This window comes from Paenibacillus sp. FSL K6-2441, assembly GCF_037964765.1.
In the GTDB taxonomy this organism is placed as follows: domain Bacteria; phylum Bacillota; class Bacilli; order Paenibacillales; family Paenibacillaceae; genus Fontibacillus; species Fontibacillus phoenicis.
Window position 1 is genome coordinate 1,509,801 of sequence record NZ_CP150174.1, and the last position, 23,214, is coordinate 1,533,014.

Here is a 23,214-nt window from a genome sequence, read left to right on the forward strand (position 1 = left end):
TTCGTTGCTTTATGAAATTGGTTTTTTGAACTCTTGGATGATTTGGGGTTCCGAATCATTTCGGAACATCTGATTTCAACGGAAAGGATGAGGGAAATGGCGACAAGCGGCTGGAAATTCCATGGGAAGGAGGGTGTGTTTCGGCTTGAACAGCCTGAGTTAAGCAGTTATTTGTATTTTCCTTTGGTTAATGATGCGGGGATGATGTCCTCGGTATCACCGAATTTGCATGGGCAAGCGACAACGGGGCATAACTCATTTCTGCTGGAGCCGATCTCGGTGGAGAGTTTGCATAACTCTAAAGCGGCGCGGAATTTTTGGATCTATCTTGATGGTTATGGGGCCTGGTCCGTGACGGGGAATTCGGCGCGGCAAAACGCGGCGTTATTTTCAGAGGAGAAAGAGAAGACTTTGCTGGAGGCCGGGTTCTTATGGCATAAGATCACGCGGGAAAGTGCCAATCTGAACTTGAGAGCCGAAAGCACCAGCTTTGTTCCCGTGACGGACGATAAAATCGAACTGATGAAGGTTCGGCTGACCAATACCGGGGATACGGAACTCACCATTACACCTACCGCGGCGATTCCGCTGTATGCGCGTTCTGCTGACGATCTGCGGGATCACCGGCATGTTACCTCGTTGCTCCACCGGATATATACCTCCGCTCACGGCGTAGAGGTTCAACCGGCACTGTCGTTCGATGAGCGCGGGCATCGCGTGAACAAAACGGCCTACGGCGTATTTGGAGCCGCGCAGGATGGGACTGCTCCGATTGGATTCTTCCCGGTGATCGAAGACTTCATCGGCGAAGGCGGGGCTTTAGACTGGCCGCAGGCGGTGGTCGCCAATCGTCAGCCGGATGTTGAAGCAGGCGCCGAAATCGAGGGGTATGAAGCGGTTGGTGCGCTCAAGTTTGCCACAACCCAGCTAGCGCCGGGGGAATCGGTGTCCTATGTTGTAGCCATGATGATCGCTGATGACCGGATCGATACGAAGCGCATTGCTGCAGCATATTTGTCAGAGGCCCGATTTGATGAACTGCTGGAACAAAACGAAACTTACTGGCGGGGCAAGCTGGATACGCTCGCTTTTCAATCCGGAGATGAACAACATGATCTTTGGTTGAAGTGGGTGACGCTACAGCCGATTTTACGCCGTTTATATGGAAACTCGTTCCTCCCGTATCACGATTATGGGCGCGGCGGACGAGGCTGGCGCGATTTATGGCAGGACTGTCTGGCCTTGCTGGTGATGGAGCCGGATGAAGTGGGGCATTTGCTTTACAACAACTATGCCGGCGTGCGGATCGACGGCAGTAATGCGACGATTATCGGCGCGAAACCGGGCGAATTTATCGCTGACCGCAACAATATTCCGCGGGTATGGATGGACCATGGGGCTTGGCCGCTGTTAACGACGCTACTGTATATTCATCAAAGCGGGGACCTTGGCTTTTTGCTGAAGCCGCAGACGTATTTCCGCGATATTTTCACCAAACGTTGTAAGGAACGTGATCTTGCCTGGACGCCGGAGCAGGGGAACAAGCTGTTGTCGCAAGATGGGCGTATTTACGAAGGGAGCATTTTGGAGCATATTCTGCTGCAAAATATCGTGGCGTTCTTTAACGTAGGCGAAAATGGCAATATTAAGCTGGAAGGCGCGGACTGGAACGACGGACTGGATATGGCGCCGGCACGTGGAGAGAGCGTTGCGTTTACAGCATTTTATGCCAGCAATTTGCTGGAGCTCTCCGAGTTGATTCCTCGGTTAGCACAAGCGCCGGGCGGAACGGATACGATCGAGATTGCCGAAGAAATCGCTGTGTTGCTGGATAGCCTGGGAACGCCGATTAACTACGACAGCATTCCGGCGAAGCAGGAGCTGCTGGAACGTTATTTTGACTCCGTTGTGCCGGCCGTCAGCGGGCGGAAGCGGAAGTTTAGCGTGCAGCAGGTGGCGGAGGATCTTCGGCGGAAAGCGGATTGGGCGTTTGAACATTTACGGAAGCAGGAATGGATCCGCAGTGCGGAAGGGTTCGAGTGGTTTAACGGATATTACAACAACGATGCCGTACGGGTGGAAGGAGACCATCCAAACGGGGTACGTATGACGTTAACCGGTCAAGTGTTTACAATCATGGGCGGCATTGCGACCGAGGAGCAAGTTGGCAAAATCACAGCAGCGGTGGATCGGTATCTCAAGGATGAGCGCATCGGTTACCGGCTGAACTCACGGTTTGGTGAAATTCAACAGAATCTGGGGCGGGCGTTTGGGTTTGCTTTTGGCCATAAAGAAAACGGGGCGATGTTCAGCCACATGACGGTGATGTACGCCAATGCGCTCTATAAGCGCGGATTCGTCCAGGCTGGCAAGCAGGTGCTGGATTCCGTTTACCGCTTGTCCGCGGATTTTGAACGCAGTCGGATGTATCCCGGGATTCCGGAATATATTAACGAACGGGGCCGCGGCATGTATACTTATTTAACGGGATCGGCCAGCTGGCTGCTGTTGACGCTGCTGACGGAAGTATATGGGGTCAAAGGCGATTACGGAGATCTGCGTCTGGAACCGAAGCTGACTGCAGAGCAATTTGATGCAGCGGGAGAAGCGTCGGTGATCACCAGCTTCGCCGGACGTAAGTTGCAGATCGTTTATCGTAACCTGGAGCGTGCCGAATACGGGAAGTATCGAATCGGTCACGTTACCGTAAATGGCGTATCGCTGGATTCCAGCTCTCGTGAGGGGGGCTGCCTTATTCCGCGTCAAGAGATCGAGGCGCTGCAGGAAGGAGCCGTTCACCGGATAGAAATTACGTTAACCGCGTAATAGATTAGGAAGGGAACCCATGGCTTATCATTTAAAAAACGACCGATTGCACGTTGAAATTGCCGAACTCGGCGAAGTGTACCAAGGCACCCGGTTCGACGGGGCCGGAATCATCACAGGCGTTAAGCTGGACGGACAACATCAATTCTGCGTGCCGGAAAGCCTGACACCCGGAACCGGAACAGGAGGCATTGGAATTTGCAGCGAATTTGGCATCAAGGAAGCGATTGGGTATGAGGAAACTCAGGTGGGTGAACGGTTCCCCAAGCTGGGTGTAGGCTTGCTCACACGGCCGGATGATGCGGAGTACTTTTTTTACAGGGATTACGCCTGCCAGCGTTTTGAGACTCGGGTGGAGCAAAGTGGTGAGCAGCAGATTTGTTTTACGACCGAGCCTGTGGAATGCCGGGGATACGCCATGCGTATGCAAAAAAGCATCAAAATCTCCGGCAACCTTCTGTCCGTCACTTACATATTGGAGAACACTGGGAGCCGAGTGATTATGACCGACGAATACAGCCATAACTTTCTCGGTATTGACGGATATGCGGTCGGGCCGGATTACGTGCTGAAGCTGCCGTTTGCTCCGGAGATCTGGAGCGATGATCCATCGACGCTGGAGGGCTTGGTGTTTGAGGGGGATCAAGTGACCTGGGAGCGCCGTCCAGAGAAGGACTTCTATTTCCGAATGACCCCCTTCGACGGGCGTGAAACCCCTTGGCTGTGGGAGCTGCAGCATCGGCCCAGCGGACTGACTGTACGTGAGCGGAGCAAGCTTCCGTTAAGCTCAACCGCTGTTTGGGGGCACGGCCATGTCATTTCCCCGGAAATGTTCGTTACGGTCCATGTGGCACCAGGGGAACGGCAAAGCTGGACGCGAAGTTATGAGTTTAGTGAGATTCCTTGAGTGATCGATCTTAGTGAAGTTCACATGGCCAGCGATGCAGCAAGACCTGGAAAAACCGATCACCCCTTTCCCTTGATGAAGCGTTAATGTGTCAATTCTGCAAAATAGTGAATTTTTGCGAAATAACGGCTTGCTGGGAGATCGAATAGTTGCTATGATAATCGATAATTGTATTCGAAACCAGACATCGATTGTAAAGGGAAGGATGGGGAGAAATGAGTAACAGAGCTTATAACTTTAATGCGGGCCCAGCCGCGTTGCCGCTGGAGGTCCTGGAACGGGCCCAGGCCGAGTTCGTTGATTTCCGCGGGACAGGCATGTCGATTATGGAGATGTCCCACCGGGGAGCCGTCTATGAGTCGGTTCATAACGAGGCAGCTGAACGGTTGCTGAAGCTGTTCGGCCAACCGTCCGGTTATCAGGTGCTGTTCCTGCAAGGCGGGGCCTCCACCCAATTCGCCATGCTCCCGATGAACCTGCTTACGGAAGGCAAGACGGCCGGTTATGTGAAATCGGGCAGCTGGGCGAACAAAGCGATAAAGGAAGCCAAGCTCATCGGCGAGACGTTTGTTGCCGCATCCTCGGAGGAAGATAAGTACATGTCCCTCCCGGACTTGAGCAACTTGAATCTGCCGGAGAATACCGCGTATTTGCATGTCACTTCCAACGAAACGATCGAAGGCACGCAATTCCGCGAGTTCCCGGACACCGGCAGCGTTCCGTTGATCGCCGATATGTCCAGCGATATTTTGTGCCGTCCGTTTGATTTGACCCAGTTCGGCATGGTGTATGCCGGAGCGCAGAAGAACCTGGGACCGTCTGGCGTAACTGTGGTGATCGCTCGCGAGGAGTTGCTGCGGGAGTCGCCAAAGCATCTGCCAACGATGTTCCGTTACGATACGCATGCTGAGAACAACTCGCTGTACAATACTCCGCCATCCTTCTCGATTTATATGGTGAACGAAGTGCTGAAATGGATTGAAGAGCAAGGTTCGCTTGAGGGGATCGAGAAGAAGAACCGGGACAAGGCCGATCTGCTGTATCAAGCGATTGATGCTAGCGGCGGTTTCTACCGTGGTTGTGTCCGGCCGGAGAGCCGTTCGATCATGAACGTGACCTTCCGTCTGGCGAACGATGAGCTGGAGAAGCTGTTCGTGAAGGAATCGGAGAAGGAAGGCTTCGTGGGACTCAAAGGCCATCGCAGCGTCGGCGGCCTGCGCGCTTCGATTTATAACGCGGTTCCGAAAGCCAGCATTCAGGCTCTTGTCGAATTCATGGAACACTTCCAAAAAACGCACGGATAAAGATCGCAGCGGGGCTTCCGCTGGAAGACCCCTGCTATTCCTGAGAACCCCCAACTCGCCTGCTCGCAGGCGGTTCGGGGTTTTTTACAGTCAAAATTTGATATAATGATCAAGTCCGGTCTATGACGGGCCGGGTTTATTTTTCTAGGACGAGGAGTTCGATCATCATGGCCTTACATATTGTGCTGGTGGAGCCGGAAATTCCGGCCAATACGGGAAATATCGCGAGAACGTGCGCCGCGACGGGCATACATCTGCACCTGGTGCGTCCGCTTGGGTTCCGGACAGACGATGCTACGCTGAAGCGGGCCGGCTTGGATTATTGGTATGCGGTGCATATTGAATACCACGATTCGTTTCAGGAAGTGGAGGAGAAGTACGCGGGAAGCCGGTTTTTCTTTGCCACGACCAAAGCCAAGAAGCGGTATACGGATTTCAAGTTCCAGGACGGAGATTTCTTTGTCTTTGGTAAAGAGACGAAGGGCTTGCCGCCGGAGATTTTGGAAGCCCATCCCGACACGACGATGCGCATGCCAATGACCGACAAGGTTCGTTCGCTGAACTTGTCCAACTCGGCGGCGATTATTGTGTATGAGGCGCTGCGGCAGCTTGATTTTCCAGGGATGCAGTAAATACGATTAGCAGCGCGGGGAAGGGGCTGCGCATGGGGGACGCGGAGCCAGCGGCTGCTTGGCTCCCGGGCCCGCAGGCTGATGCGGGAAGAATCAACCTTCGCTGACATGCAACTTGGTGTAGGATAGAGGACAGATGATGAACCTAGAGCAAAGTTGCAGGGATTGGCAGCTGAAATGTTGATCTCTTTCCCACGGCATAACTGCTGGCGATCAAGCGGGGAATGGGCCGACGCAATAGCCATTGGCGGAGTGCCAAAGGAGTTGTCATTGCAGGCATTCCCGGAAAAAATTTAAAAACATGGAACTGTAGCAGGAATCCCAAAAAAAATAGCGAAATATAATAGATTAGGTATTTGGTTCTATTCTTACATAACTATTTTTCAGGAGAGGTGTACAATTTTATGAAACCTGCTGGTGTGGTCCGTAAAGTGGATCAACTCGGGAGAATCGTGTTGCCTAAGTCACTTCGCAAGAGATATCAAATGAACGAGGGAGATCCCGTCGAGATTTTGGTTCAAGGGGATCACATCATTTTGGAGCGTTACCGGCCGAAATGTGTATTCTGCGGATCGATGGAAAGCGTAAGCGACTTCAAAGAGCGGTCCATTTGCAATCAATGCCTGGTCGAAATGAGCCAACTGTCCTAGTCTCCATCCAGGACATTTGATGCGTTTAACGGCCTCAGAGCATAAGCCTAAATAAGCTTCCCGTGCGGGAAGCTTATTTATTTTGTCGAATTTGCTCATACGGGGTCGGTCTCCACAGAGGGGGCGGAGGATGGTGGAATTTTGATCCTAACGGACCGTAGCGACCTTATTTGACGATTTCCCGGTTATTTCCCAATATAACGGACTCCAATGACCTTATTGGCCTTTTAGAGCAGAGATGATGCGTATTTTCTTCAAAATAAGGCCTTCTCAGTCCGTTAGAATTCGGTAAGTCCACCGATGGGAGCAATAACGTCTCTGATGTCCGTTAGCTGGGGGAGAGTGGGCGTTGCTTGAGACGATTCGAAAACAACGGAAGGCCCGGCTGAATTCAAGATTCGACGCCGAGCCTTCTTCTTTTGAATGACTTCGTGATGGGAAGCCGCCCTTTTGAGTTACCGGTTCAATTGAGAGTCAAAAGAGCGGGTTTTCAGCACCGAGAAGGTTGGATGAAGCTTAGGGACTGAGTAGCGGAGCGTAGCAAAGTGCTACGAGAGCAACGGAAGGCCCGGCTGAATTCAAGATTCGACGCCGAGCCTTCTTCTTTTGAATAACTTCGTGATGGGAAGCCGCCTTTTTGAGTTACCTCTTAAAGGCCTTTGGTTTTATCGTCGTTATAGGATGCAGTCAAAATCCCGCACAAAAACATCGCCATAACGAGTGCAATAATCCAGAATGTTAAAGAGAATGACAAGCCGAACACCTCCACGTTGTACTCCTTCCCCTATTATACCCGGCTATCGTCCAAAAATAAATCAAAATGTGATGGATTTCATAGACGAGTTGTTATCGGAGGAAGACGGTTGGTAGCGACTCATTTAAAAAACAAGAAATGCGTTGGCACAGGACGAAGTGTACCGTCGGACGGGTGGTTGATCACCCGGCCATTGACAACCAGGGAGGAGGAGCCTCCGCCGTCCAGGTTGTAGGCGTCCTGTACGCCCAGGTTTGCCAGCTTGTCTTGCAGTTCTTCCAGCGTTGCGCCGGAACGGCCCTTTTCGTTATCGCCATCGACGACCAGCACCAGCAGCTGATCATCCTTGTAATTTCCGATCACCGTACGCGGCGCTCGCAGCGGGGATGTCTTCCATTTGTCCGGGATCGGGAGCTTGACTCCATTTTGCAGCAGAATCGGGACAAAAGATGCGCCGAACTTCGGTTTCAGCTTGTCCAGGCTCTCTTTGTTTTGAAATTTGCCGCCGATCAGTTGCCCCGATTGATTAAGTCCAACGAAAAATAAATCCTTATAGGAAGGATCAAAGCCGTTCACATATTGCCCATTGAGGATCGTGGTGCTCAAGGGGTAACGTTGCCCGCGAGAATCGGCAAATCCGCCGGCGTTAATGCCGGCAACCGCGCCGTAGCGTTGCACCGCTTGCATAGTCGTTTCCGCTCCGCCCAGCCGATCTTTGCCCAGCGTCATTTTCATGGCATCCGGCGACTTGAGTCGAATCTTCATCGCATACCCGCGGTACGTGCCGGGGTTCACTTTGTAGAGCTCGATGCGAATCCGGTCGCTTTGAATCGTCTCAAAAGGTACGCCTAACTTGGATGTGATCCGCCGATCGTAGATGGATTCGGGTTTGGCGGAAGCGGTTCTGGCATTTTTGACGATGTCGCTCATGGTTTGGGTGGTCTTCTGGTAGAGCTCGGCCGTCTTTCGGATGGAGGAAATGGTCGTCTTGGCGTCTTTCTCCGCTTTGGTTAATCCTTCCGAGATGGAGGCGGTGGTTTGGAAGACGTCCGCTTCGGGCGTGATGGGGTGCGGTGACCGGTTCCAATCAATCGCGGCCCCGCTGATGAAGAGAGCGATCAGCAATCCAATCAAGGGTCCAGTAGCCAGCAGGAAAAAACGGTTGATTTGTTTAACTGGCGTGATCATTTCAGCAGATCCATCTTTTTCTGAAGCGCGGCCAACTGCTCCTTGACCTCGCTTAATTGCGAAAACAATTTGTTACTGTTATCCGTTTTTTCGCTGGTGTTGTCCTTGGTGAATTCGAGCAATTCGTTGAACGTTTGCACTTTGTTTTGCAATTCCTGGACTTCGTCGGACAAAGCGGTGAGCTGGGCTGTATAATCGGCTTTCATCTGCTCGGCTTCGCTTTGCCATTTGGCGTCCAGCTGGTCAATCATCGACTGCTTCAAATGGTTGCTATACATATAGGCCGCAGTGACGCCGGCACCGATCAGCAGAATCCAAATCAGTATAATCAGGGCTACGGAAGGCCGCCGTGTTCTCCTGCTGCGACTTGGTTCGGTGACGGTTGCAGGTTCCGTAGAGTAAGGCATGGGAAATCACCTCTAAACATATTTTCATGCGCTTTTCGTGCAGCTTTCATTCTATCATGTCGACACGAGGTTCGCAAAAATGATAGATTTGGCAATCCTTCGTCAAAATCAAGCACGATGCAGGGGTTGGCTCCTGTTGTCTGGAAAATTTGTCCTGCAGTACAATTGCAGATACAAGCGAATGGGAAGCGGGGTGTTCTTGTGGACACGGGCTTGGAAATGCTAAAACGCCGGCTGCCGCCGGTCTTCGCCCGGGAAATCGAAGACGGGGTGCGGGGAGGCCGCCTCATTTCACTGGCTGGGCTGCAAGGGAACGGGGGCGGCGTGCGGCTGGAATGGGAATCCGCTGCGGACGGCCAAGGACAAGGCGGATCGAAGGCAGGGCGCCGCGGTGCTGGCGCCTTGCTGGAATGGCTGGCTGAGGCCTATGAAGAGGCCGAAGGCATCCGCACGGACCCGCAGCAATGGTTGCTGGCTGAAAGCGCCGACGGGGCGCTTGATCTGTTGCTGCGGGTGCTGGTGCCGGGCGGCGGCACGGTGCTCGTCGAGACGCCGGCCGCGCCGGAGGCGCTGGAGCTGATGCGCCGCCGCGGAATCCGGGCGGTCCCGGTGGCCTGTGACCGGGACGGCATGCTGCCGGACGATCTGCGGCGGAAATGTGAGCCGACCGGGGGGAGGCCAGCTTTCGTGTACGTGACGCCGCATTATGCCAACCCGTCCGGCCGGGTGTGGAGCCGGCAGCGCAAGCTGGCGCTGCTGGAGATCAGCGAGCGGTTGGGGTTGCCGATCGTCGAGGATGATACGGCGTGTTTGGTGCCGCTCGCGGAGGGGGCTTTTGCCTCAGGAAGGGCAGACGGGATGAAGCGGATGGGGGGTTCCGCTGCAGAGGCAAGTCCGCAACCCGAAGGCGGCGAGCGGGGAAGCCAGAAGCAGGAGTATATCCAAGTAGTGGAGACGACCAAACGCGAGGATAAGGCTGGGTCTAAGGTGGAATCCATCCTAGAGGATAATGCATCAAAGCGTCAGCAAAAGAAGGAAGCAGTGATCGGTGCGGCGAGTGAGAGAAGAAGCACAGAGGACAGAGAGGCCAGGCAGGAGCGCAGCAGCCAGGCGGACGATGTGGGCAATTGGAATGAAGCCGGGAACAAGGACGAGATGGTGAATAGGAGTGAGAAGGACAACAAGAGCAGAGGCAAACGTGGGGAACCGGACGTGGACCCGAGGACTGAACCGAGTGGAGTGAAAGCAGAAGGAGATGATGGCAAGAGCGAGGCAGTCAGCCTGTTCGAGGGTGAAGAAGCCCAGGAAAAGAACCGGGCTGAGTACTTGGCCGACGGTGCTGGGGCCGGCGCGGACACCACCACATCGCTATATGTGCTGCGCCAGCAAGCGGGACTGTGGGGAGCCGAGATTCTCAGCCTCGGCTCCCTGGAGCGGACGCTGACGCCGCAGCTGCCGCTGGCCTGGCTGCGCGGCGAAGCGAAAACGATGGAACGGCTGCGCCATGTTCCATCGCCTGGCAGCTCCAGCGCCGCGGGTGCGGCCGTGGCCGAGCGAGCCCGGCGGCTCCACGCCTGGCTCGCCCAGCCGCCGGGGCGCGGGCGCGCCGCCGCCGCCGAAGCTGCGGCGGCGTATGCCGCGCGGCGCGCGCTCGCGCTGGAGCTGCTGCAGGCGCCCGCTTGGCGCGGCGCCTGCGTGGAAGACCCCGGCGGCGGGCTGTTCCTCTGGTTGCGCCTGCCCGCCGGGGTCTCCAGCGAAGCGCTGCTGCGCGCTTCGCTGCTGGAGGGCACAGCGTTCCTGCCGGGGACGCTGTGCTATGCCAAAGAGCCGGATGATCGCTTCATCCGGCTCACTGTCGCCGCGCATGAACCTGCGCGGCTGCGCGAAGGGCTGGCGCGTCTCACCGCCGCCCTCGCCGAATTCACGGCGCGCTCTGCGGACTAAACCAGAACCAGACCACCCCAATCCTACCAAAGGAGAAGTAACCATGGAGACGTTGTGGGCAATCGGTAAATTCGTTCTTTTTATTGCCGGTATCGGGCTCGCCATCTATGTGTATCTGTTGTTCATGAGAGGGCTTAGCCAAATCCCGGACCCGAAAGAGCCAAGCGATAAGGATTAGAGTGAAACGGGCAGATTCGAGACTGAAAATGACTGCCATCCCAGAGCCAGCGCAAAATAAATAAGCTCAGGAACATGTCCTGAGCTTATTTAAGGTCCCTCCACTAGGGAAGGTGCCTACTCCTGTTTCTTTTCTGCGGTCGCCGCCGTCCGCCGCCACCCGTCCACGACGTGGGCGTACTGGCGCAGCCCTTCCGCGCCGGCCGGCGTCAGCGCGTAGCGCCCGCGGACGACGCGGCGGAACCAGCCGTAGTAGTCGCGCTGTAGGATCGCGGCGGCGCTGCCAACGCCGCTGCGGTCGCGCGCGTCCTTGGGCGACATCTCGCCGCCGCCCTCCTCGATGGCGAGCGCCACGCGCAGCGCCCGTTCGCGGTAGGCCGTCACCAGCTTGGTGCCGGTGCTGCCGCCGACGTTGTAGTCGCCGCTGCGTTCGTGGAACTCGTGCAGCAGCTTATCCACTCGGCGTTTAACCACCTTCGGCCCCGGCATGTATAAGGCTCCGTCCCCCGGCTCGCATAGGACTTCCACGAAGGCGGGTTTCGTTTTATACCGGGTTACCGTGATCAACCCCAGTCCCAGCCGGCGGCAAAGCATCGTAATTTCGTTCCACCGCTGGTTGTGCGCCCCCTTTTTGGCGCGGTTCCGCTCCACGGCCAGATACACCTCGGGGCTCAGGCGCTGGCGCTCCAACCCCTGCAGCAGCAGAGGAAGATTAAACGTCTTTTTGATTTCCACAATCAGCGGCTCGTTGCGGTCAGGCCGAACGCCAACCAAGTCGCAATGCCGCACTTCCCCTTTAATGACATACCCTCGCTCCTCAAAAAAAGCCTTCAACGGAGCGTACAATTCCGTCTCATGCTGTACCGCCATGACGATCCCCTTTTCCTCATCGTTCCCATGATCCTGTTCAAGATTATATCACAAAGCCGAATTCCTACTTTTTCCATCTGAATATTTTCATCGGAAAAACGGTCAACTTCTCCCTCACCGGCGCATAGGTATGTAATACACTTTTTTATCGTGGATGCTCCATAATCTGGTCACGTCAGTTCTAAAGATGGGGACGCGGGAGAACCCCTAAAGCGGGAGTACAGGAGGTACCTAACATGGACATTTTTGAGCGAATAGCGGCTTATCGGGCGGAAAGCGACTCCTTGTCGTGGAGCGGCACATTTAAAGATTATGTTGAACTGTTGGCCAAAGACCCTTCGCCGGCGATGACCGCCCATGCCCGGGTCTATGAAATGATTAAATCCTATGGCATCGAAGAGGAAGACGGCCGGAAAAGGTATAAATTTTTTGAGCAGGAAATCTTCGGGCTCGATCGGGCCATCGAAAAGCTGGTCGAGGAGTATTTTCACTCCGCCGCCCGCCGGCTCGACGTACGCAAGCGGATTTTGCTGCTGATGGGGCCGGTCAGCGGGGGCAAGTCCACCATTGTGACGCTGTTGAAGCGTGGGCTAGAGAAGTTTTCCCGGACCGATAAAGGGGCGGTGTACGCCATCGCCGGGTGCCCGATGCATGAGGACCCGCTTCACCTCGTTCCGCATGAGCTCCGGCCGGAGGTGGAGAAAACGCTGAACGTCCGAATTGAGGGCAATTTATGCCCCGTTTGCCAGATGAGGCTGAGGACGGAATACGGCGGCGACATCGAGAATGTCAGGGTCGAGCGGGTACTCTTGTCCGAAGAGGAACGGGTTGGCATCGGCACGTTTAGCCCGTCGGATCCGAAATCCCAGGATATCGCCGATTTGACCGGCAGCATCGATTTTTCCACAATCACCGAATATGGTTCAGAATCCGATCCGCGGGCCTACCGCTTTGACGGCGAGTTGAACAAGGCCAACCGCGGCCTGATGGAGTTCCAGGAAATGCTGAAATGCGATGAGAAGTTTCTATGGAATCTTTTGTCGTTGACCCAGGAAGGGAATTTCAAGGCGGGGCGGTTTGCGCTGATCTCGGCGGATGAGCTGATTATCGCGCACACCAACGAAGCGGAGTACAAAGCGTTTATTGCCAACAAGAAAAATGAAGCACTGCAGTCGCGGATGATCGTCATGCCGATCCCCTATAATCTCAAGGTGTCACAGGAGGAGAAAATTTACGCCAAGCTGATCGGCCAAAGCGATATGAATCACGTTCATATTGCTCCGCATGCCCTGCGGTCCGCAGCGATTTTCTCCATCTTGACCCGGTTAAAGGAGACGAAGAAGCAAGGCGTCGATCTGGTGAAAAAAATGCGCCTCTACGACGGCGAAGAAGTCGAGGGCTACAAGGACGCCGATTTGAAGGAGCTGCAAAACGAGTACCTGGAAGAAGGCATGTCCGGCGTGGATCCGCGTTATGTCATCAACCGGATTTCCAGCGCGCTGATTAAGCAGGACTTGCATTGCATGGGTGCACTTGATATTTTGCGGGCGATCAAAGATGGTCTTGACCAGCATGCTTCCATCACGAAGGAGGAACGCGAGCGTTACCTGAACTTCATCAGCATTGCCCGTAAGGAATACGACGAGATTGCCAAGAAAGAAGTGCAAAAAGCGTTCGTTTACTCGTTTGAGGAATCGGCGCGCACCTTGTTCGAGAACTATCTCGACAACATCGAGGCGTTCTGCAACTGGACGAAAATCCGCGACCCGCTTACCGACGAGGAGCTGGATCCCGATGAGCGGTTGATGCGTTCGATCGAAGAGCAAATTGGCATCTCGGAAAACGCGAAGAAGGCGTTCCGGGAGGAAATTTTGATCCGCATCTCTGCGTATTCGCGTAAAGGGAAGAAATTTGAATATAATCACCACGACCGGCTGCGGGAAGCGATCCAGAAGAAGCTGTTCGCCGACCTCAAGGACATCGTCAAAATCACAACCTCAACCAAAACGCCGGACGAAAACCAACTGAAACGCATCAACGAGGTCAGCAAGCGGCTGATCGACGAGCACGGCTACTGCCCGGTGTGCGCCAACGAGCTGCTGCGTTATGTCGGCAGTTTGTTGAACCGGTAAAGCGTGGCAGCTGTAAGGTGGGGGGAGATCCCTCCACCTTTTTTGGCGTGCTTGGGTGTGCATCACGTCACTCCACGTCCCACCACGTCGTGCTCTCCCATTAACTTATTTGGATTCATGTCCCTCCACGTCGCGTTCCCCCACCAACGAACTGGATTCACCTCCCGCCCGTCGCGCTCCTCCACCCAACTAACTGGATTTTCTACCGTTAATTTCGAGCCGAGAAGGCCATTTGAGTAAATTAACTGGAAAAAGTACCTCTAATTTCGCATCAAACTCGCCAAACCCGCGAAACCGCCAAAATTAACGTTACTTTTTACAGCTAATCCTCTCCTAAGTGCAAAATGAGCAAAATTAACAGTAGTTTTTACAACTAATTCCCGTCCGAGCTCCGAACTCCAAGCGTCGAACCTCCTAACTAACTTATTCCGCCGCCCGAAGGCATTTGGCAAGAGGAGCCGGATTCCCACGCCAAGCTTCACCGCCTACTGGGTATTCGCATACGATAATTTGAACTTGAAACGTTGGAGGCGAATAACGAATGAGTGTTCAACCATGGGGTTATCCTCAGCATCGTATCGTTTATCAGGCTGATCCGCAACACGTCCATCATTTGCGGACGGTTCGTGACCGGGTACACGACATCTGCCGGCAGCATATCAATCAGCGGGTGCGCATTGAAACGATGGAAGGTCATGTGCATGTTGGTCGAATCGTTGGCTGCCAAGGCGGGTTACTGCATTTGGCTGTTCCGCGGCAAGGGGGGCAGCGTGCCATTGGCGCTCCTTATTGGGGGCTAAGTCCCAGCGATGAGACCATTTTAACGCTGGTTCTCTACGAACTGCTGGTCATCGCTTTGCTGTCCTGATGGATCCGCAAAGTAGAATGCTGCCCTGTGGAGCCCGTAGGTAAGGAAGCTGCACTAAAGAGCTCCGCAGACCAGCACGCTCCCCTGAAGAACCCGCAGGAAAGAATGGATGCACGAAGGCGAAGTGCTTCGCAGACCAGAACCTGCTCCGTCTGGCTCAACACACCAGCACGCTGCTCCTAAGTGCTCCCCAGAACAGACAAGAGCCGCCAGATCAATTGATCCGTGCGGCTCTTCTTCCAGATTGAAACATCCAAGGAATCAACAACGTTAGTTAGTTAATAGAAGAAACAATAGGGGGCGATACCTTGGCAAAGAGTGATCAACTCATGTTAACCATAGTTGCAATCGCGATTCTAGCGTGCACTTTCTGGACCGGTTATGCGATTGGCCTGCGGCAGAGACCGCCGATGGATCCTTCCGATGTCCAGCAGGCCATTCATTCCAGATGGGTCAAGGCCAAAGCGATTTCTATTTCGCTTTAAAAGTCATGTAACTCAAAGCATCTTCCGAGTATGCTTCTGCCCGTCATAGGAGAAGAGCGCCCGCTTTTCTTCCACCACCGTCTCTAGGTGCACGGGGCGGCCCCACAGCTTGTAAACGTAGGGTAGCGTATGCTCCAGATACTTGAGGTCCAGCTCAATCCCTTCATATTGATGCTTCAGCAACAGCTCACCGGAGCGCAGGTAGTCGCCGTCCTGGACGACGATGTACGGCGAGCCGCCGTTGACGCGGGAGGCGATCAGCTGGTCGCGGACATTTTCCCACGATTTGTCGGTGATTTTCCACTCTGGACCTTGCTTCTCGAAAATGTACAAGTCCAGATCGCGGACGAGATCCTTGGTTAAATAGCTGCGAAGGAAGGAAATGTCCGAATCGAGCTCGCGCACTTCGAAGATTTTCTCCCGGCCTTTTCCGGGCTCACGGCCAAAGCGGCGGCGCTCCTCTTCGGTCGGGTTATCCCAGCGGCGCTCGATGTCCTCGAAAATCTTGAGCCCGAGGTAATACGGGTTCAGGCTTTGCCGCGACGGCTGAACGACCAAGGCGTTCAGCTTGGCGAATTCGACCGTTTCGTCACTGGTCAGGTCGAGCTCGCGGATGATGCGCTGATGCCAATACGAAGCCCACCCCTCGTTCATGATTTTCGTCTCCATCTGCGGCCAGAAATACAGCATCTCCTCCCGCAGCATGCTCATAATATCCCGTTGCCAATCTTCCAGCACTTCCGAATATTCCTGGATAAACCAAACGATATCCTTCTCCGGTTCGGGCGGGAAGTGGACGGTGACCTCTTTGGCTTCCTCGGTGCGTCCGCCCGGATGTTCATCCAGCGTCCAAAGATCGTCGTAAGTCCCTGTCTTCACCGGCCCTTGCCGCCCCTCCTTCGCCCGCCGAAGCTTCTCTTCCATTTGCCGCCGTTTGTCATAACGCATCGGCTTGATTAACTGCGGATCGACGTGCTCTTGGATCGCCAGCACAGCGTCGATGAAGCTCTCTACTGTTTCCGCACCGTAGGCCAATTCGTAACGTCTAATCCGCTCGGCGGTGGCGGCCATGCTCTCCACCATATCCCGGTTGGTGGCGGAGAACCGCACGTTATTTTTAAAGAAATCGCAGTGGGCGAGCACGTGAGCGACGATCAGCTTGTTCTGGATCAGCGAATTGCCTTCCAGTAAAAAGGCGTAACACGGGTTCGAGTTAATGACGAGCTCGTAGATTTTGCTTAACCCGAAATCGTACTGCATCTTCATCTTGTTAAACATTTTGCCGAAGCTCCAATGCGAAAACCGGGTTGGCATTCCATAAGCGCCAAACGTATATATGATATCGGCGGGGCAAATTTCATAGCGCATCGGATAATAATCAAGTCCAAACGAGTCGGCGATTTCCATAATTTCCGCGATGGCGTATTCGAGCTGTTCTAATTCGCTGCTCAACTGGCCGCACCCCCTTCGCGCTTGTGGAAGAACCGTTTTAACGCGTTATAAACCTCGCCTTTTTCCTTAATGACGTAATACATGAATTTCTCCTGCTTGATCGTCCGGTAGGCGGACATCAAGGTGCTGCCGCGATTGTACTGGTTGACTTCCCCGTAGCCAAACATGTTGCTGCGCTTCATCAGCTCGCCAATCAGCTTGACGCAGCGCTCATTATCGGAGGTCAGGTTGTCGCCGTCGGAGAAGTGGAACGGATAAATGTTGTAGCTGGACGGCGGGTAACGGGTGTCGATGATCTCCAGCGCTTTTTGATATACCGAAGAGCAGATGGTGCCGCCGCTTTCCCCGCGGGTGAAAAATTCTTCCTCACTGACCTCCTTGGCCTCGGTATGATGCGCAAGAAACACAATCTCGACCTTCTCGTACTGCCGCCGCAGGAACCGGGTCATCCAGAAGAAGAAGCTGCGCGCGCAGTATTTCTCGAACGCCCCCATCGAACCTGATGTGTCCATCATCGCCAGAATGACCGCGTTGGAGTGGGGGACAACGACCTCCTCCCACGTTTTGTAGCGGAGATCGTCTGGAGATATGCCGTGAATGCCGGGGGTCCCGGCGGTGGCGTTACGGCGCAGGTTTTCCAAGATGGTGCGTTTCTTGTCGATGTTGGACATGAGGCCTTTTTTGCGGATATCGTTAAAACGGATGGATTCGGTTTCCATTTCTGTCTTGTCTTTATCCTGGATATAAGGCAGTTCCATCTCTGCGAACAACATATCCTCCAGCTCTTCGATGCTAATCTCCGCTTCCACGTAATCGTAGCCCGGCTGATCGCCGGCCTTGCCGCCTTTCCCGCCTTTTCCGCTGTCCTTCGGACTGTCCTGGCCTAGCACGTCTCCTACCTCGCTGCTCCCGTCGCCTTGGCCGACATGCTTATGTTTCTGGTAGTTATGAATGAAGCGGTACTCTTCCAAATTGCGGAGGGGGACCTTAATGATCTGTTTGCCGTCTGACATGATGATATTTTCTTCGGTGATGAGATCTGGCAGATTTTGCTTAATAACCTCTCTCACTTTCTCCTGATGACGTTGTTGATCCTGATACCCTTTCCGGTGCAGCGACCAGTCCTCTTTGGAGACGACAAAGTGATATCGATCAGGCGTTGGCATAGATGAACACCTCCATATCGGGATTTCCCGGAACGCTATATTTGTGGATGTAAATAAAGTATATTCACGGAGAGGGGCGATATGTGAGGGAGCTTGCGCCGGTTTGGAAACAATAAGGCTGGAAAAAGGCGGAGATTCCCGTTAAGCTAATAACAGTTAGATTAGGTTAGGTTTGCGAAGGGGGTCACGAATTGGTGCCGATGAATCAGGTTTGGCTGGAGCTATATGAAGCCGCGGATCAATTTAAGAAGCTGAAGCCATGGGAATGGCTTTCGGACGTTCATTTGTTTGGGGTTCGCAGTCCATGGGATCACCGTATCGGATATTGCTGCGTGATGGGGAGCGGCAAGGAAGTGTTTGGTATGGCCGTTTATTTGGGAACGGAGGGCCTGCAGACGGTGCTTGACATGTTAAATGGGGAATTCATAGGCGATCCGCTGTTTGCGCAGCATTGTTATATGCTGTCCTTTGGCAGCCGGGACGAGCTGTACCCGGAGGAATATGAACGGGTGAAGGAGTTAGGTTTATCCTTTCGCGGCAAAACTGCCTGGCCGTCCTTCCGTCTCTACGAGCCGGGTTACGTGCCTTGGCCGATAACGGACCGGGACGATATTGTCTTCTTGACGGAGATCCTCAGACAAGCGATGGAAGTGAGTCTTTCCTATCGGGAGGATCCCGATGCTCTATTGGAAGGCAACGGGGAACGTTTTCTCGTGCGGATTCCCGTTACCGGGGAGGGTGCGGGTACGACCGAATGGATCAGCGAATGGCTCAAGCCGGACCAGGCGGATCGGCCGCTGGAGCCAGCCGGACGAGCGGTCATGGTGGACGAGCTGCGCATGGTCAAAGCAAGGCGTGCAGTCAGCGGTGATGCGGGGGTCTGGGAGGTAGACAGCTTTTTTATCCCCATGCCCATTGAAGACGAGGAACGTCCGTTTTATCCGACGATGAACGTGATTGCGGATCAAGAGACCGGGCAGATCCTGCATTACGGGTTGACCAAACAGGCGGAAGCGTCCGAGAACCTTGCGGATGGTCTGCTGGGGTTGATCGAGACGTATAGAGTGATGCCGATGCGGCTTGTGGCCCGTACTTCCAGAGTGCTGGACGAGCTGGCATCGGTGATCGCAGGGTTTGGACTTGTCTGCAGTGTAGAACCGCAGCTGCCGGCGATTGAGGAGTTCCAGCAATCGGTAGGAGGCAAGCTATTATAACTAGATAAGTGCAGGATGATAGCCGGGGTTTCCAGCGTAGTTGCTGGGAGTCCCGGTTTTTTAAGATATCAGAAAGTATAAACTTCGGGGCATTAGCATCCTGATATCGCAAGAAAAACTTCCGCTAAACGCGGTCTGTCTACTTTGAATGTACGTCGATAGACGTTTTTTTTAAGATATCAGAAAGTATAAACTACGGGGATTGGCATCCTGATATCGCAAGAAAAACTTCCGCTAAACGCGGTCTGTCTACTTTGAATGTACGTCGATAGACGTTTTTCTTATGCCCCAAGGTCGGAATAAATTGGAAATGCACAGTGAACCCTAATAAAAATCAACCCCAAAAGGAGGAGTAGGCATGAGATCGGGATCCTCTTTAAGAAACGTGGACAGCCATGCATTAATTCATGAAGCGGTGCTGGAGGAGGCCAAGGAACTAACGGAGCTGCTCGCACGCTGCCTGAGTAGGGGGGAACAGGAGAAGGCGCTGGAGCTCAAACGCAGCTGAAGGACATGATTGTTGCCTTGACCCGGGACCTTCAGCTGCTGCGGGAGCTGCTGTCGGGCACACGCAAAAAGGGAAGGCCAGAAGGACTGAATCCCTCTGGCCATCCCTTTTTTAATATTCCGCTAGGCGAGCTTCTTCGTGTATAAAATGCCGATCGTTTTGGCGCCGCAGTGGCTGGAGATGACGCAGCCGGCGTTGGACACCGCAACCTGGCGGGCGTTCGTTTTGGCCTCTAACGCTTCCTTCAGCACCTTCGCGTCCTCATCTGCCAAAGAGTGCGTCACGAAGATAAGATCTTTATCCATCTCGGATAGATGGCTAAGCGCATTGTTTAACAGCTGATCCAGCGCTTTTTCCCGGCTGCCGCGGATTTTGTAAGCCGGAGTCATTTTTCCGTTCTCGACCTTGATGACGGGCCGGATTTTCAGCAGGCTGCCAACGATGTTCTGCATACCGGAGCAGCGGCCGCCCTTATACAGATAATCCAGCGAATCGATGACAAATTCGGTCTCGACCTGCGGACGAACGGCCGTCAGCAGGGCAACGATTTCCTCAACGCTCTTGCCTTCTGCAGCGGCGTTAACGGCTTTCATCACCTGCAGACCGATGCCGGTCGATAAATTCAGGGAATCGAACACCGTCACCATCCCTTCGGCAAATTCGTCTGCGGCAATCAGCGCATTCTGATAAGTTGAGGACAGCTCTGAGGACAAGCTGATATAGAGAATTCTCCGGCCTTCCTCAATATGGGGACGAAACGCTTCGATAAAATCCGCCGGTGACGGTGCCGCCGTCTTAGGCAGCTTGCCCGTCTCATCGACTTTCCGGTAGAGCTCGGGCACCGTCAGATCGATCCCGTCCTTGTAGGTTTGTTCCGAAAACGTAACATACAGAGGCACAATGCCGATGTCGTACTGCGCAATCCATTCAGCGGGGAGATCACAAGTGCTGTCAGCAAAAATTTTAATGGAACCCATATAAATCCTCCTAAACGTCATGGTTATCTATGGGACTTATGAAGCCGCCGATTTTCTTGTATACATAATCGCGACGGTATGGGGGCCGCAGTGGCTCGAAATCACGCAGCCGGCTTCCGCAACGGCAACTTCTCGCACACCGGTCTGCTCCCGCAAAATCACGGCCAACCGATGCGCCTCCTCCTCCGCGAGCGTATGCGCGACCAGGATCAGATCCTCGTCCATGTGATCCTTGTCGGCCAGGGCATGATCAAGCATGAGCTGCACGGCTTTCTCCTTGCGGCCCCGTACTTTGTAAGCCGGGATGATGTTCCCGTCCACCAGCTTCAGTACCGGCCGAATTTGCAGCAGGCTGCCGATAAAATTTTGCATGCCGGAGCAGCGACCGCCTTTGTACAAATATTCCAGCGTATCAATGACAAACTGCGTCACCACTTGGGGGCGTAAGGCGGCAACTTGTCCAGCGATTTCTGCGGCTCCCCATCCTTTCTCGGCTAGGCGCACGGCCTTCATGACGAGCATTCCGATTCCGCTGCACAGGGTCAAGGAATCCACAATGTGAATCCGGCCCTCGGGAAATTCCGCTGCTGCGATTAGCGCGTTCTGATAGGTGGACGACAGCTTGGACGACAAGCTGATATACACGATGTCCATTCCTTGATCGATGTAAGGGCCAAAGGCGCTCATAAAATCTTTCGGGGACGGTGCTGTTGTCTTAGGCAATTGTCCCTCGGCCTCCACTCGGCGATAGATATCGAGCGGGGTAATGTCGATGCCGTCCCGGAACGTTTCATTGCCGAATACGACGTAAAGTGGAACCAGGCCGATGTCATACCGTTCGATCCAACCGGCTGGCAGATCCGAGGTACTATCCGCAAAAATTTTCACTTTAGACATAAGCAGTCTCCTTGGGTAGTTGATGCAAATCACATGTAATGTAAAAGATGAACTTTCATACATTCTATCAAAAAGAACAAGACAAGGAAAAGCCCCAAGACCGACCAAAGACCCGCGGGGTTTAGGGCTTTCGGCAGCTGTCCGCGATGGACGCCGCCGATTCGAGGGAAAGCTTACATGGTACCGCGTTATCCTAGGCCGTGAGGCTTCCAAGCACGATTAGCAAGATGAAGAGAACGAACGGCAAGACCGAAAAAATCGTGCCTAATATCGCAAACACTTTCCTCCGATTACGGATCGCCAAGCCTACGATGCCCAGAATCAATCCAATCAAGTCCAATAAGCCGGAAATCAGGAACAGCAGAACGCCAAGCACGGTCCCGCTTCGCTGCATCAGGTCTTCGGCGATGACCTCCGCAGGCTGGTCCACGAGATCCATCGCTGTAGAAATAATCAGTGCCAGCGCAGCGATATAGCCAATTACGGCAAGTAAGCTGAGTACGAAGGAGGCGATGCCGGGGCCGGAGAATTTCATCCGGTTTGTTGGCTCGTGGGGGGCAAAATAGGGTGATACAGGATCTTGCTCCGATTGACGATAATCCATCCCAAAACTCCTTTATAGACAGTAATGTAAACCTATTCAAGACCATCTTCAAATATCCTCCTGAAAATTGCAAGGATATTTTTGGTTGAAACGGTGGTGGAAATCAGGCTAAACCCTGCGGTATGATGGACACGAAGGCTATGGGACATGATCAGAAAGGGGCGAAATCGATAGTGCAGCGTAAATATGCGGGGATCGGAGCGATTGTCATGCTTCTCTCCGTGGCGTTTGGTGCGTTTGGCGCCCATATTTTGAAAGAGCGGATCGGGGAGGCAGCAATCGGCACCTTTGAGACCGGAGTCCATTATCAAATGATTCATGGCATCGCCATGCTGCTGACCGCGTTATTTGCCGTGAAGTGGGGAGATTCCAAGCGGCTGCTGTGGAGCGGACGGTTATTCCTGATCGGCGTGATCTTATTTTCAGGCAGCTTATATGGCCTTGCCACCTTGGACTTACGATGGCTTGGTCCGGTGACACCGCTTGGCGGCGTATCATTTCTAGCAGGCTGGCTGCTGCTCGCACTGGAAGCCTGGAAGGCGGCACCTCGGGCTGGAGCATAAAGCTTAAGGAGATTCAAGCCCTAAAAGGGCTGGCGCAACCTGCATCTGCAGGAACCGCCAGCCCTTTTTGCTGCTTTTATAATGAAATGATTTACGTATCCAAAAAGTCGATGATCTCGCTCAGCTTTAGCGTGTATACCTGCTTCTCGTCGACGTGGTATACGCTCACCGCGTAGGTTTCCGGAAGGAAATTTAAGATTCGGCACGGCATACTCGTCCGCTTACCGTTACGATTGACGTACAAACGGACAAGCTTATTGCCTGTAATATAGCTTTGAATCCAGGCTTGGAATTCATCGCTTGTCGCCAGCTCCTTGAAGTTGCTCGAAGCCGGCTCGCTTTTCTTCTTCTCCACCACAGCGGGTTGTTTAGACGTTTCTTTGCCGTTATTCTTAGCCTTGACGGCTTGGGCGGTTTCGATGCGGGACTGCGTGCGGGAAGCTAAGGTAGATTCAATAATTCGTCCCAGCTCGATTCCGGAGTTGATGCGGTAATCTATAATGTCAGGGCTGTCGTTCAGCAGCTTCAACAGCGCTTGCAGAGCCAGCGGGTTCGTTGTCCCTTTGACTAGAATTTCGACGTTAAATAAATAGCCCACTTCTTCTTGATTATGATGTTGACCGGTTTGATTTTCCATAATTCCCCCACAGTGATTTCAAGTTAGGCAGAGAAAGGTCATCCTTTTCTGT

The 23,214-nt window shown here is 53.8% G+C and carries 22 protein-coding genes; 13 read left to right on the forward strand and 9 right to left on the reverse strand.

The genetic code is table 11. The features are described from left to right. Positions 1-96: 96 nt before the first annotated feature. From NSQ80_RS06560 to NSQ80_RS06580, 5 genes are all read left to right on the forward strand, one after another. Complete coding sequence (locus NSQ80_RS06560; RefSeq protein ID WP_009227017.1) at positions 97-2,826, forward strand: cellobiose phosphorylase; 2,730 nt, start codon at positions 97-99, stop codon at positions 2,824-2,826. Between the two features lie 19 nt (positions 2,827-2,845). Continuing rightward, positions 2,846-3,733: a hypothetical protein gene (locus NSQ80_RS06565; RefSeq protein ID WP_339301850.1), complete on the forward strand. Its 888-nt coding sequence runs from the start codon at positions 2,846-2,848 to the stop codon at positions 3,731-3,733. Positions 3,734-3,948: 215 nt separating this feature from the next. Next, positions 3,949-5,037 (forward strand): 3-phosphoserine/phosphohydroxythreonine transaminase, encoded by a 1,089-nt coding sequence (gene serC, locus NSQ80_RS06570; RefSeq protein WP_009227015.1) that lies wholly within the window; start codon positions 3,949-3,951, stop codon positions 5,035-5,037. A 167-nt stretch (positions 5,038-5,204) separates the two neighbouring features. Next, a complete protein-coding gene (gene trmL, locus NSQ80_RS06575) occupies positions 5,205-5,669 on the forward strand; it encodes a tRNA (uridine(34)/cytosine(34)/5-carboxymethylaminomethyluridine(34)-2'-O)-methyltransferase TrmL (protein ID WP_009227014.1) in 465 nt (154 codons plus the stop codon). 404 nt (positions 5,670-6,073) lie between these two features. Continuing rightward, a complete protein-coding gene (locus NSQ80_RS06580) occupies positions 6,074-6,319 on the forward strand; it encodes an AbrB/MazE/SpoVT family DNA-binding domain-containing protein (RefSeq protein WP_009227013.1) in 246 nt (81 codons plus the stop codon). Between the two features lie 874 nt (positions 6,320-7,193). On the opposite strand, the gene NSQ80_RS06585 is transcribed toward NSQ80_RS06580, so the two are convergent. Next, a complete protein-coding gene (locus NSQ80_RS06585) occupies positions 7,194-8,261 on the reverse strand; it encodes a phosphodiester glycosidase family protein (RefSeq protein ID WP_339301854.1) in 1,068 nt (355 codons plus the stop codon). Beyond that, positions 8,258-8,668 (reverse strand): hypothetical protein, encoded by a 411-nt coding sequence (locus NSQ80_RS06590; protein WP_009227011.1) that lies wholly within the window; start codon positions 8,666-8,668, stop codon positions 8,258-8,260. The genes NSQ80_RS06585 and NSQ80_RS06590 overlap by 4 nt, the downstream gene beginning before the upstream one ends. Positions 8,669-8,833: 165 nt before the next feature. On the opposite strand from NSQ80_RS06590, the gene NSQ80_RS06595 reads away from it, so the two are divergent. Both NSQ80_RS06595 and NSQ80_RS06600 read left to right on the forward strand, forming a co-directional pair. Further along, a complete protein-coding gene (locus NSQ80_RS06595) occupies positions 8,834-10,612 on the forward strand; it encodes an aminotransferase class I/II-fold pyridoxal phosphate-dependent enzyme (RefSeq protein WP_339301856.1) in 1,779 nt (592 codons plus the stop codon). 43 nt (positions 10,613-10,655) lie between these two features. After that, on the forward strand, positions 10,656-10,790 hold the full coding sequence (locus tag NSQ80_RS06600; protein ID WP_339301858.1) for a hypothetical protein: 135 nt from the start codon (positions 10,656-10,658) through the stop codon (positions 10,788-10,790). Between the two features lie 116 nt (positions 10,791-10,906). Here NSQ80_RS06600 and NSQ80_RS06605 read toward each other — a convergent pair whose 3' ends face one another. Then, complete coding sequence (locus NSQ80_RS06605) at positions 10,907-11,659, reverse strand: DUF2161 family putative PD-(D/E)XK-type phosphodiesterase (RefSeq protein WP_339301860.1); 753 nt, start codon at positions 11,657-11,659, stop codon at positions 10,907-10,909. Positions 11,660-11,895: 236 nt separating this feature from the next. Between NSQ80_RS06605 and NSQ80_RS06610 the strand changes: the two genes are divergently transcribed. The 3 genes from NSQ80_RS06610 (at position 11,896) to NSQ80_RS06620 (ending at position 15,144) form a co-directional block, all read left to right on the forward strand. Then, on the forward strand, positions 11,896-13,791 hold the full coding sequence (locus tag NSQ80_RS06610; RefSeq protein WP_009227008.1) for a PrkA family serine protein kinase: 1,896 nt from the start codon (positions 11,896-11,898) through the stop codon (positions 13,789-13,791). A 541-nt stretch (positions 13,792-14,332) separates the two neighbouring features. After that, entirely contained in the window at positions 14,333-14,659 is a 327-nt protein-coding gene (locus tag NSQ80_RS06615) for a hypothetical protein (RefSeq protein ID WP_009227007.1), read from the forward strand. A 308-nt stretch (positions 14,660-14,967) separates the two neighbouring features. Continuing rightward, a complete protein-coding gene (locus NSQ80_RS06620) occupies positions 14,968-15,144 on the forward strand; it encodes a hypothetical protein (RefSeq protein ID WP_009227140.1) in 177 nt (58 codons plus the stop codon). A gap of 12 nt (positions 15,145-15,156) precedes the next feature. Here NSQ80_RS06620 and NSQ80_RS06625 read toward each other — a convergent pair whose 3' ends face one another. Together NSQ80_RS06625 and yhbH are read right to left on the reverse strand one after the other, a co-directional pair. Further along, positions 15,157-16,596 (reverse strand): SpoVR family protein, encoded by a 1,440-nt coding sequence (locus tag NSQ80_RS06625; protein WP_009227139.1) that lies wholly within the window; start codon positions 16,594-16,596, stop codon positions 15,157-15,159. Then, positions 16,593-17,762 carry a sporulation protein YhbH gene (yhbH, locus tag NSQ80_RS06630; RefSeq protein ID WP_260071995.1) on the reverse strand — a complete coding sequence of 390 codons (1,170 nt, stop codon included), beginning with the start codon at positions 17,760-17,762 and terminating at the stop codon, positions 16,593-16,595. The genes NSQ80_RS06625 and yhbH overlap by 4 nt, the downstream gene beginning before the upstream one ends. A 194-nt stretch (positions 17,763-17,956) precedes the next feature. Here yhbH and NSQ80_RS06635 point away from each other — a divergent pair, with 194 nt between their 5' ends. Further along, the gene (locus NSQ80_RS06635) at positions 17,957-18,976 is read left to right on the forward strand and encodes a hypothetical protein (protein WP_339301861.1); all 1,020 of its coding nucleotides are present in this window, start codon (positions 17,957-17,959) and stop codon (positions 18,974-18,976) included. A 358-nt stretch (positions 18,977-19,334) separates the two neighbouring features. Further along, positions 19,335-19,484 (forward strand): hypothetical protein, encoded by a 150-nt coding sequence (locus NSQ80_RS06640; RefSeq protein ID WP_260071496.1) that lies wholly within the window; start codon positions 19,335-19,337, stop codon positions 19,482-19,484. A gap of 122 nt (positions 19,485-19,606) precedes the next feature. On the opposite strand, the gene NSQ80_RS06645 is transcribed toward NSQ80_RS06640, so the two are convergent. From NSQ80_RS06645 to NSQ80_RS06655, 3 genes are all read right to left on the reverse strand, one after another. Further along, entirely contained in the window at positions 19,607-20,461 is an 855-nt protein-coding gene (locus tag NSQ80_RS06645) for a DegV family protein (RefSeq protein WP_009227079.1), read from the reverse strand. Positions 20,462-20,497: 36 nt separating this feature from the next. Next, the gene (locus NSQ80_RS06650; protein ID WP_009227080.1) at positions 20,498-21,358 is read right to left on the reverse strand and encodes a DegV family protein; all 861 of its coding nucleotides are present in this window, start codon (positions 21,356-21,358) and stop codon (positions 20,498-20,500) included. 193 nt (positions 21,359-21,551) lie between these two features. Continuing rightward, positions 21,552-21,962, reverse strand: a complete 411-nt coding sequence (locus NSQ80_RS06655; RefSeq protein ID WP_009227081.1) for a hypothetical protein — start codon at positions 21,960-21,962, stop codon at positions 21,552-21,554. Positions 21,963-22,102: 140 nt separating this feature from the next. On the opposite strand from NSQ80_RS06655, the gene NSQ80_RS06660 reads away from it, so the two are divergent. Then, a complete protein-coding gene (locus tag NSQ80_RS06660; RefSeq protein ID WP_050769833.1) occupies positions 22,103-22,525 on the forward strand; it encodes a DUF423 domain-containing protein in 423 nt (140 codons plus the stop codon). Positions 22,526-22,616: 91 nt separating this feature from the next. Here the strand turns inward: NSQ80_RS06660 and NSQ80_RS06665 are convergent, their stop codons facing one another. After that, the gene (locus tag NSQ80_RS06665; RefSeq protein WP_009227083.1) at positions 22,617-23,162 is read right to left on the reverse strand and encodes a hypothetical protein; all 546 of its coding nucleotides are present in this window, start codon (positions 23,160-23,162) and stop codon (positions 22,617-22,619) included. Between the last annotated feature and the right edge of the window lie 52 nt (positions 23,163-23,214).

What these genes read in the sequence shown, in the direction of transcription:
- NSQ80_RS06560 (WP_009227017.1), top strand. Translation starts at nt 97, where the DNA reads ATGGCGACAAGCGGCTGGAAATTCCATGGGAAGGAGGGTGTGTTTCGG.
- NSQ80_RS06565 (WP_339301850.1), top strand. Translation starts at nt 2,846, where the DNA reads ATGGCTTATCATTTAAAAAACGACCGATTGCACGTTGAAATTGCCGAA.
- serC (WP_009227015.1), top strand. Translation starts at nt 3,949, where the DNA reads ATGAGTAACAGAGCTTATAACTTTAATGCGGGCCCAGCCGCGTTGCCG.
- trmL (WP_009227014.1), top strand. Translation starts at nt 5,205, where the DNA reads ATGGCCTTACATATTGTGCTGGTGGAGCCGGAAATTCCGGCCAATACG.
- NSQ80_RS06580 (WP_009227013.1), top strand. Translation starts at nt 6,074, where the DNA reads ATGAAACCTGCTGGTGTGGTCCGTAAAGTGGATCAACTCGGGAGAATC.
- NSQ80_RS06585 (WP_339301854.1), bottom strand. Translation starts at nt 8,261, where the DNA reads ATGATCACGCCAGTTAAACAAATCAACCGTTTTTTCCTGCTGGCTACT.
- NSQ80_RS06590 (WP_009227011.1), bottom strand. Translation starts at nt 8,668, where the DNA reads ATGCCTTACTCTACGGAACCTGCAACCGTCACCGAACCAAGTCGCAGC.
- NSQ80_RS06600 (WP_339301858.1), top strand. Translation starts at nt 10,656, where the DNA reads ATGGAGACGTTGTGGGCAATCGGTAAATTCGTTCTTTTTATTGCCGGT.
- NSQ80_RS06605 (WP_339301860.1), bottom strand. Translation starts at nt 11,659, where the DNA reads ATGGCGGTACAGCATGAGACGGAATTGTACGCTCCGTTGAAGGCTTTT.
- NSQ80_RS06610 (WP_009227008.1), top strand. Translation starts at nt 11,896, where the DNA reads ATGGACATTTTTGAGCGAATAGCGGCTTATCGGGCGGAAAGCGACTCC.
- NSQ80_RS06615 (WP_009227007.1), top strand. Translation starts at nt 14,333, where the DNA reads ATGAGTGTTCAACCATGGGGTTATCCTCAGCATCGTATCGTTTATCAG.
- yhbH (WP_260071995.1), bottom strand. Translation starts at nt 17,762, where the DNA reads ATGCCAACGCCTGATCGATATCACTTTGTCGTCTCCAAAGAGGACTGG.
- NSQ80_RS06640 (WP_260071496.1), top strand. Translation starts at nt 19,335, where the DNA reads ATGAGATCGGGATCCTCTTTAAGAAACGTGGACAGCCATGCATTAATT.
- NSQ80_RS06645 (WP_009227079.1), bottom strand. Translation starts at nt 20,461, where the DNA reads ATGGGTTCCATTAAAATTTTTGCTGACAGCACTTGTGATCTCCCCGCT.
- NSQ80_RS06650 (WP_009227080.1), bottom strand. Translation starts at nt 21,358, where the DNA reads ATGTCTAAAGTGAAAATTTTTGCGGATAGTACCTCGGATCTGCCAGCC.
- NSQ80_RS06655 (WP_009227081.1), bottom strand. Translation starts at nt 21,962, where the DNA reads ATGGATTATCGTCAATCGGAGCAAGATCCTGTATCACCCTATTTTGCC.
- NSQ80_RS06660 (WP_050769833.1), top strand. Translation starts at nt 22,103, where the DNA reads ATGGGACATGATCAGAAAGGGGCGAAATCGATAGTGCAGCGTAAATAT.
- NSQ80_RS06665 (WP_009227083.1), bottom strand. Translation starts at nt 23,162, where the DNA reads ATGGAAAATCAAACCGGTCAACATCATAATCAAGAAGAAGTGGGCTAT.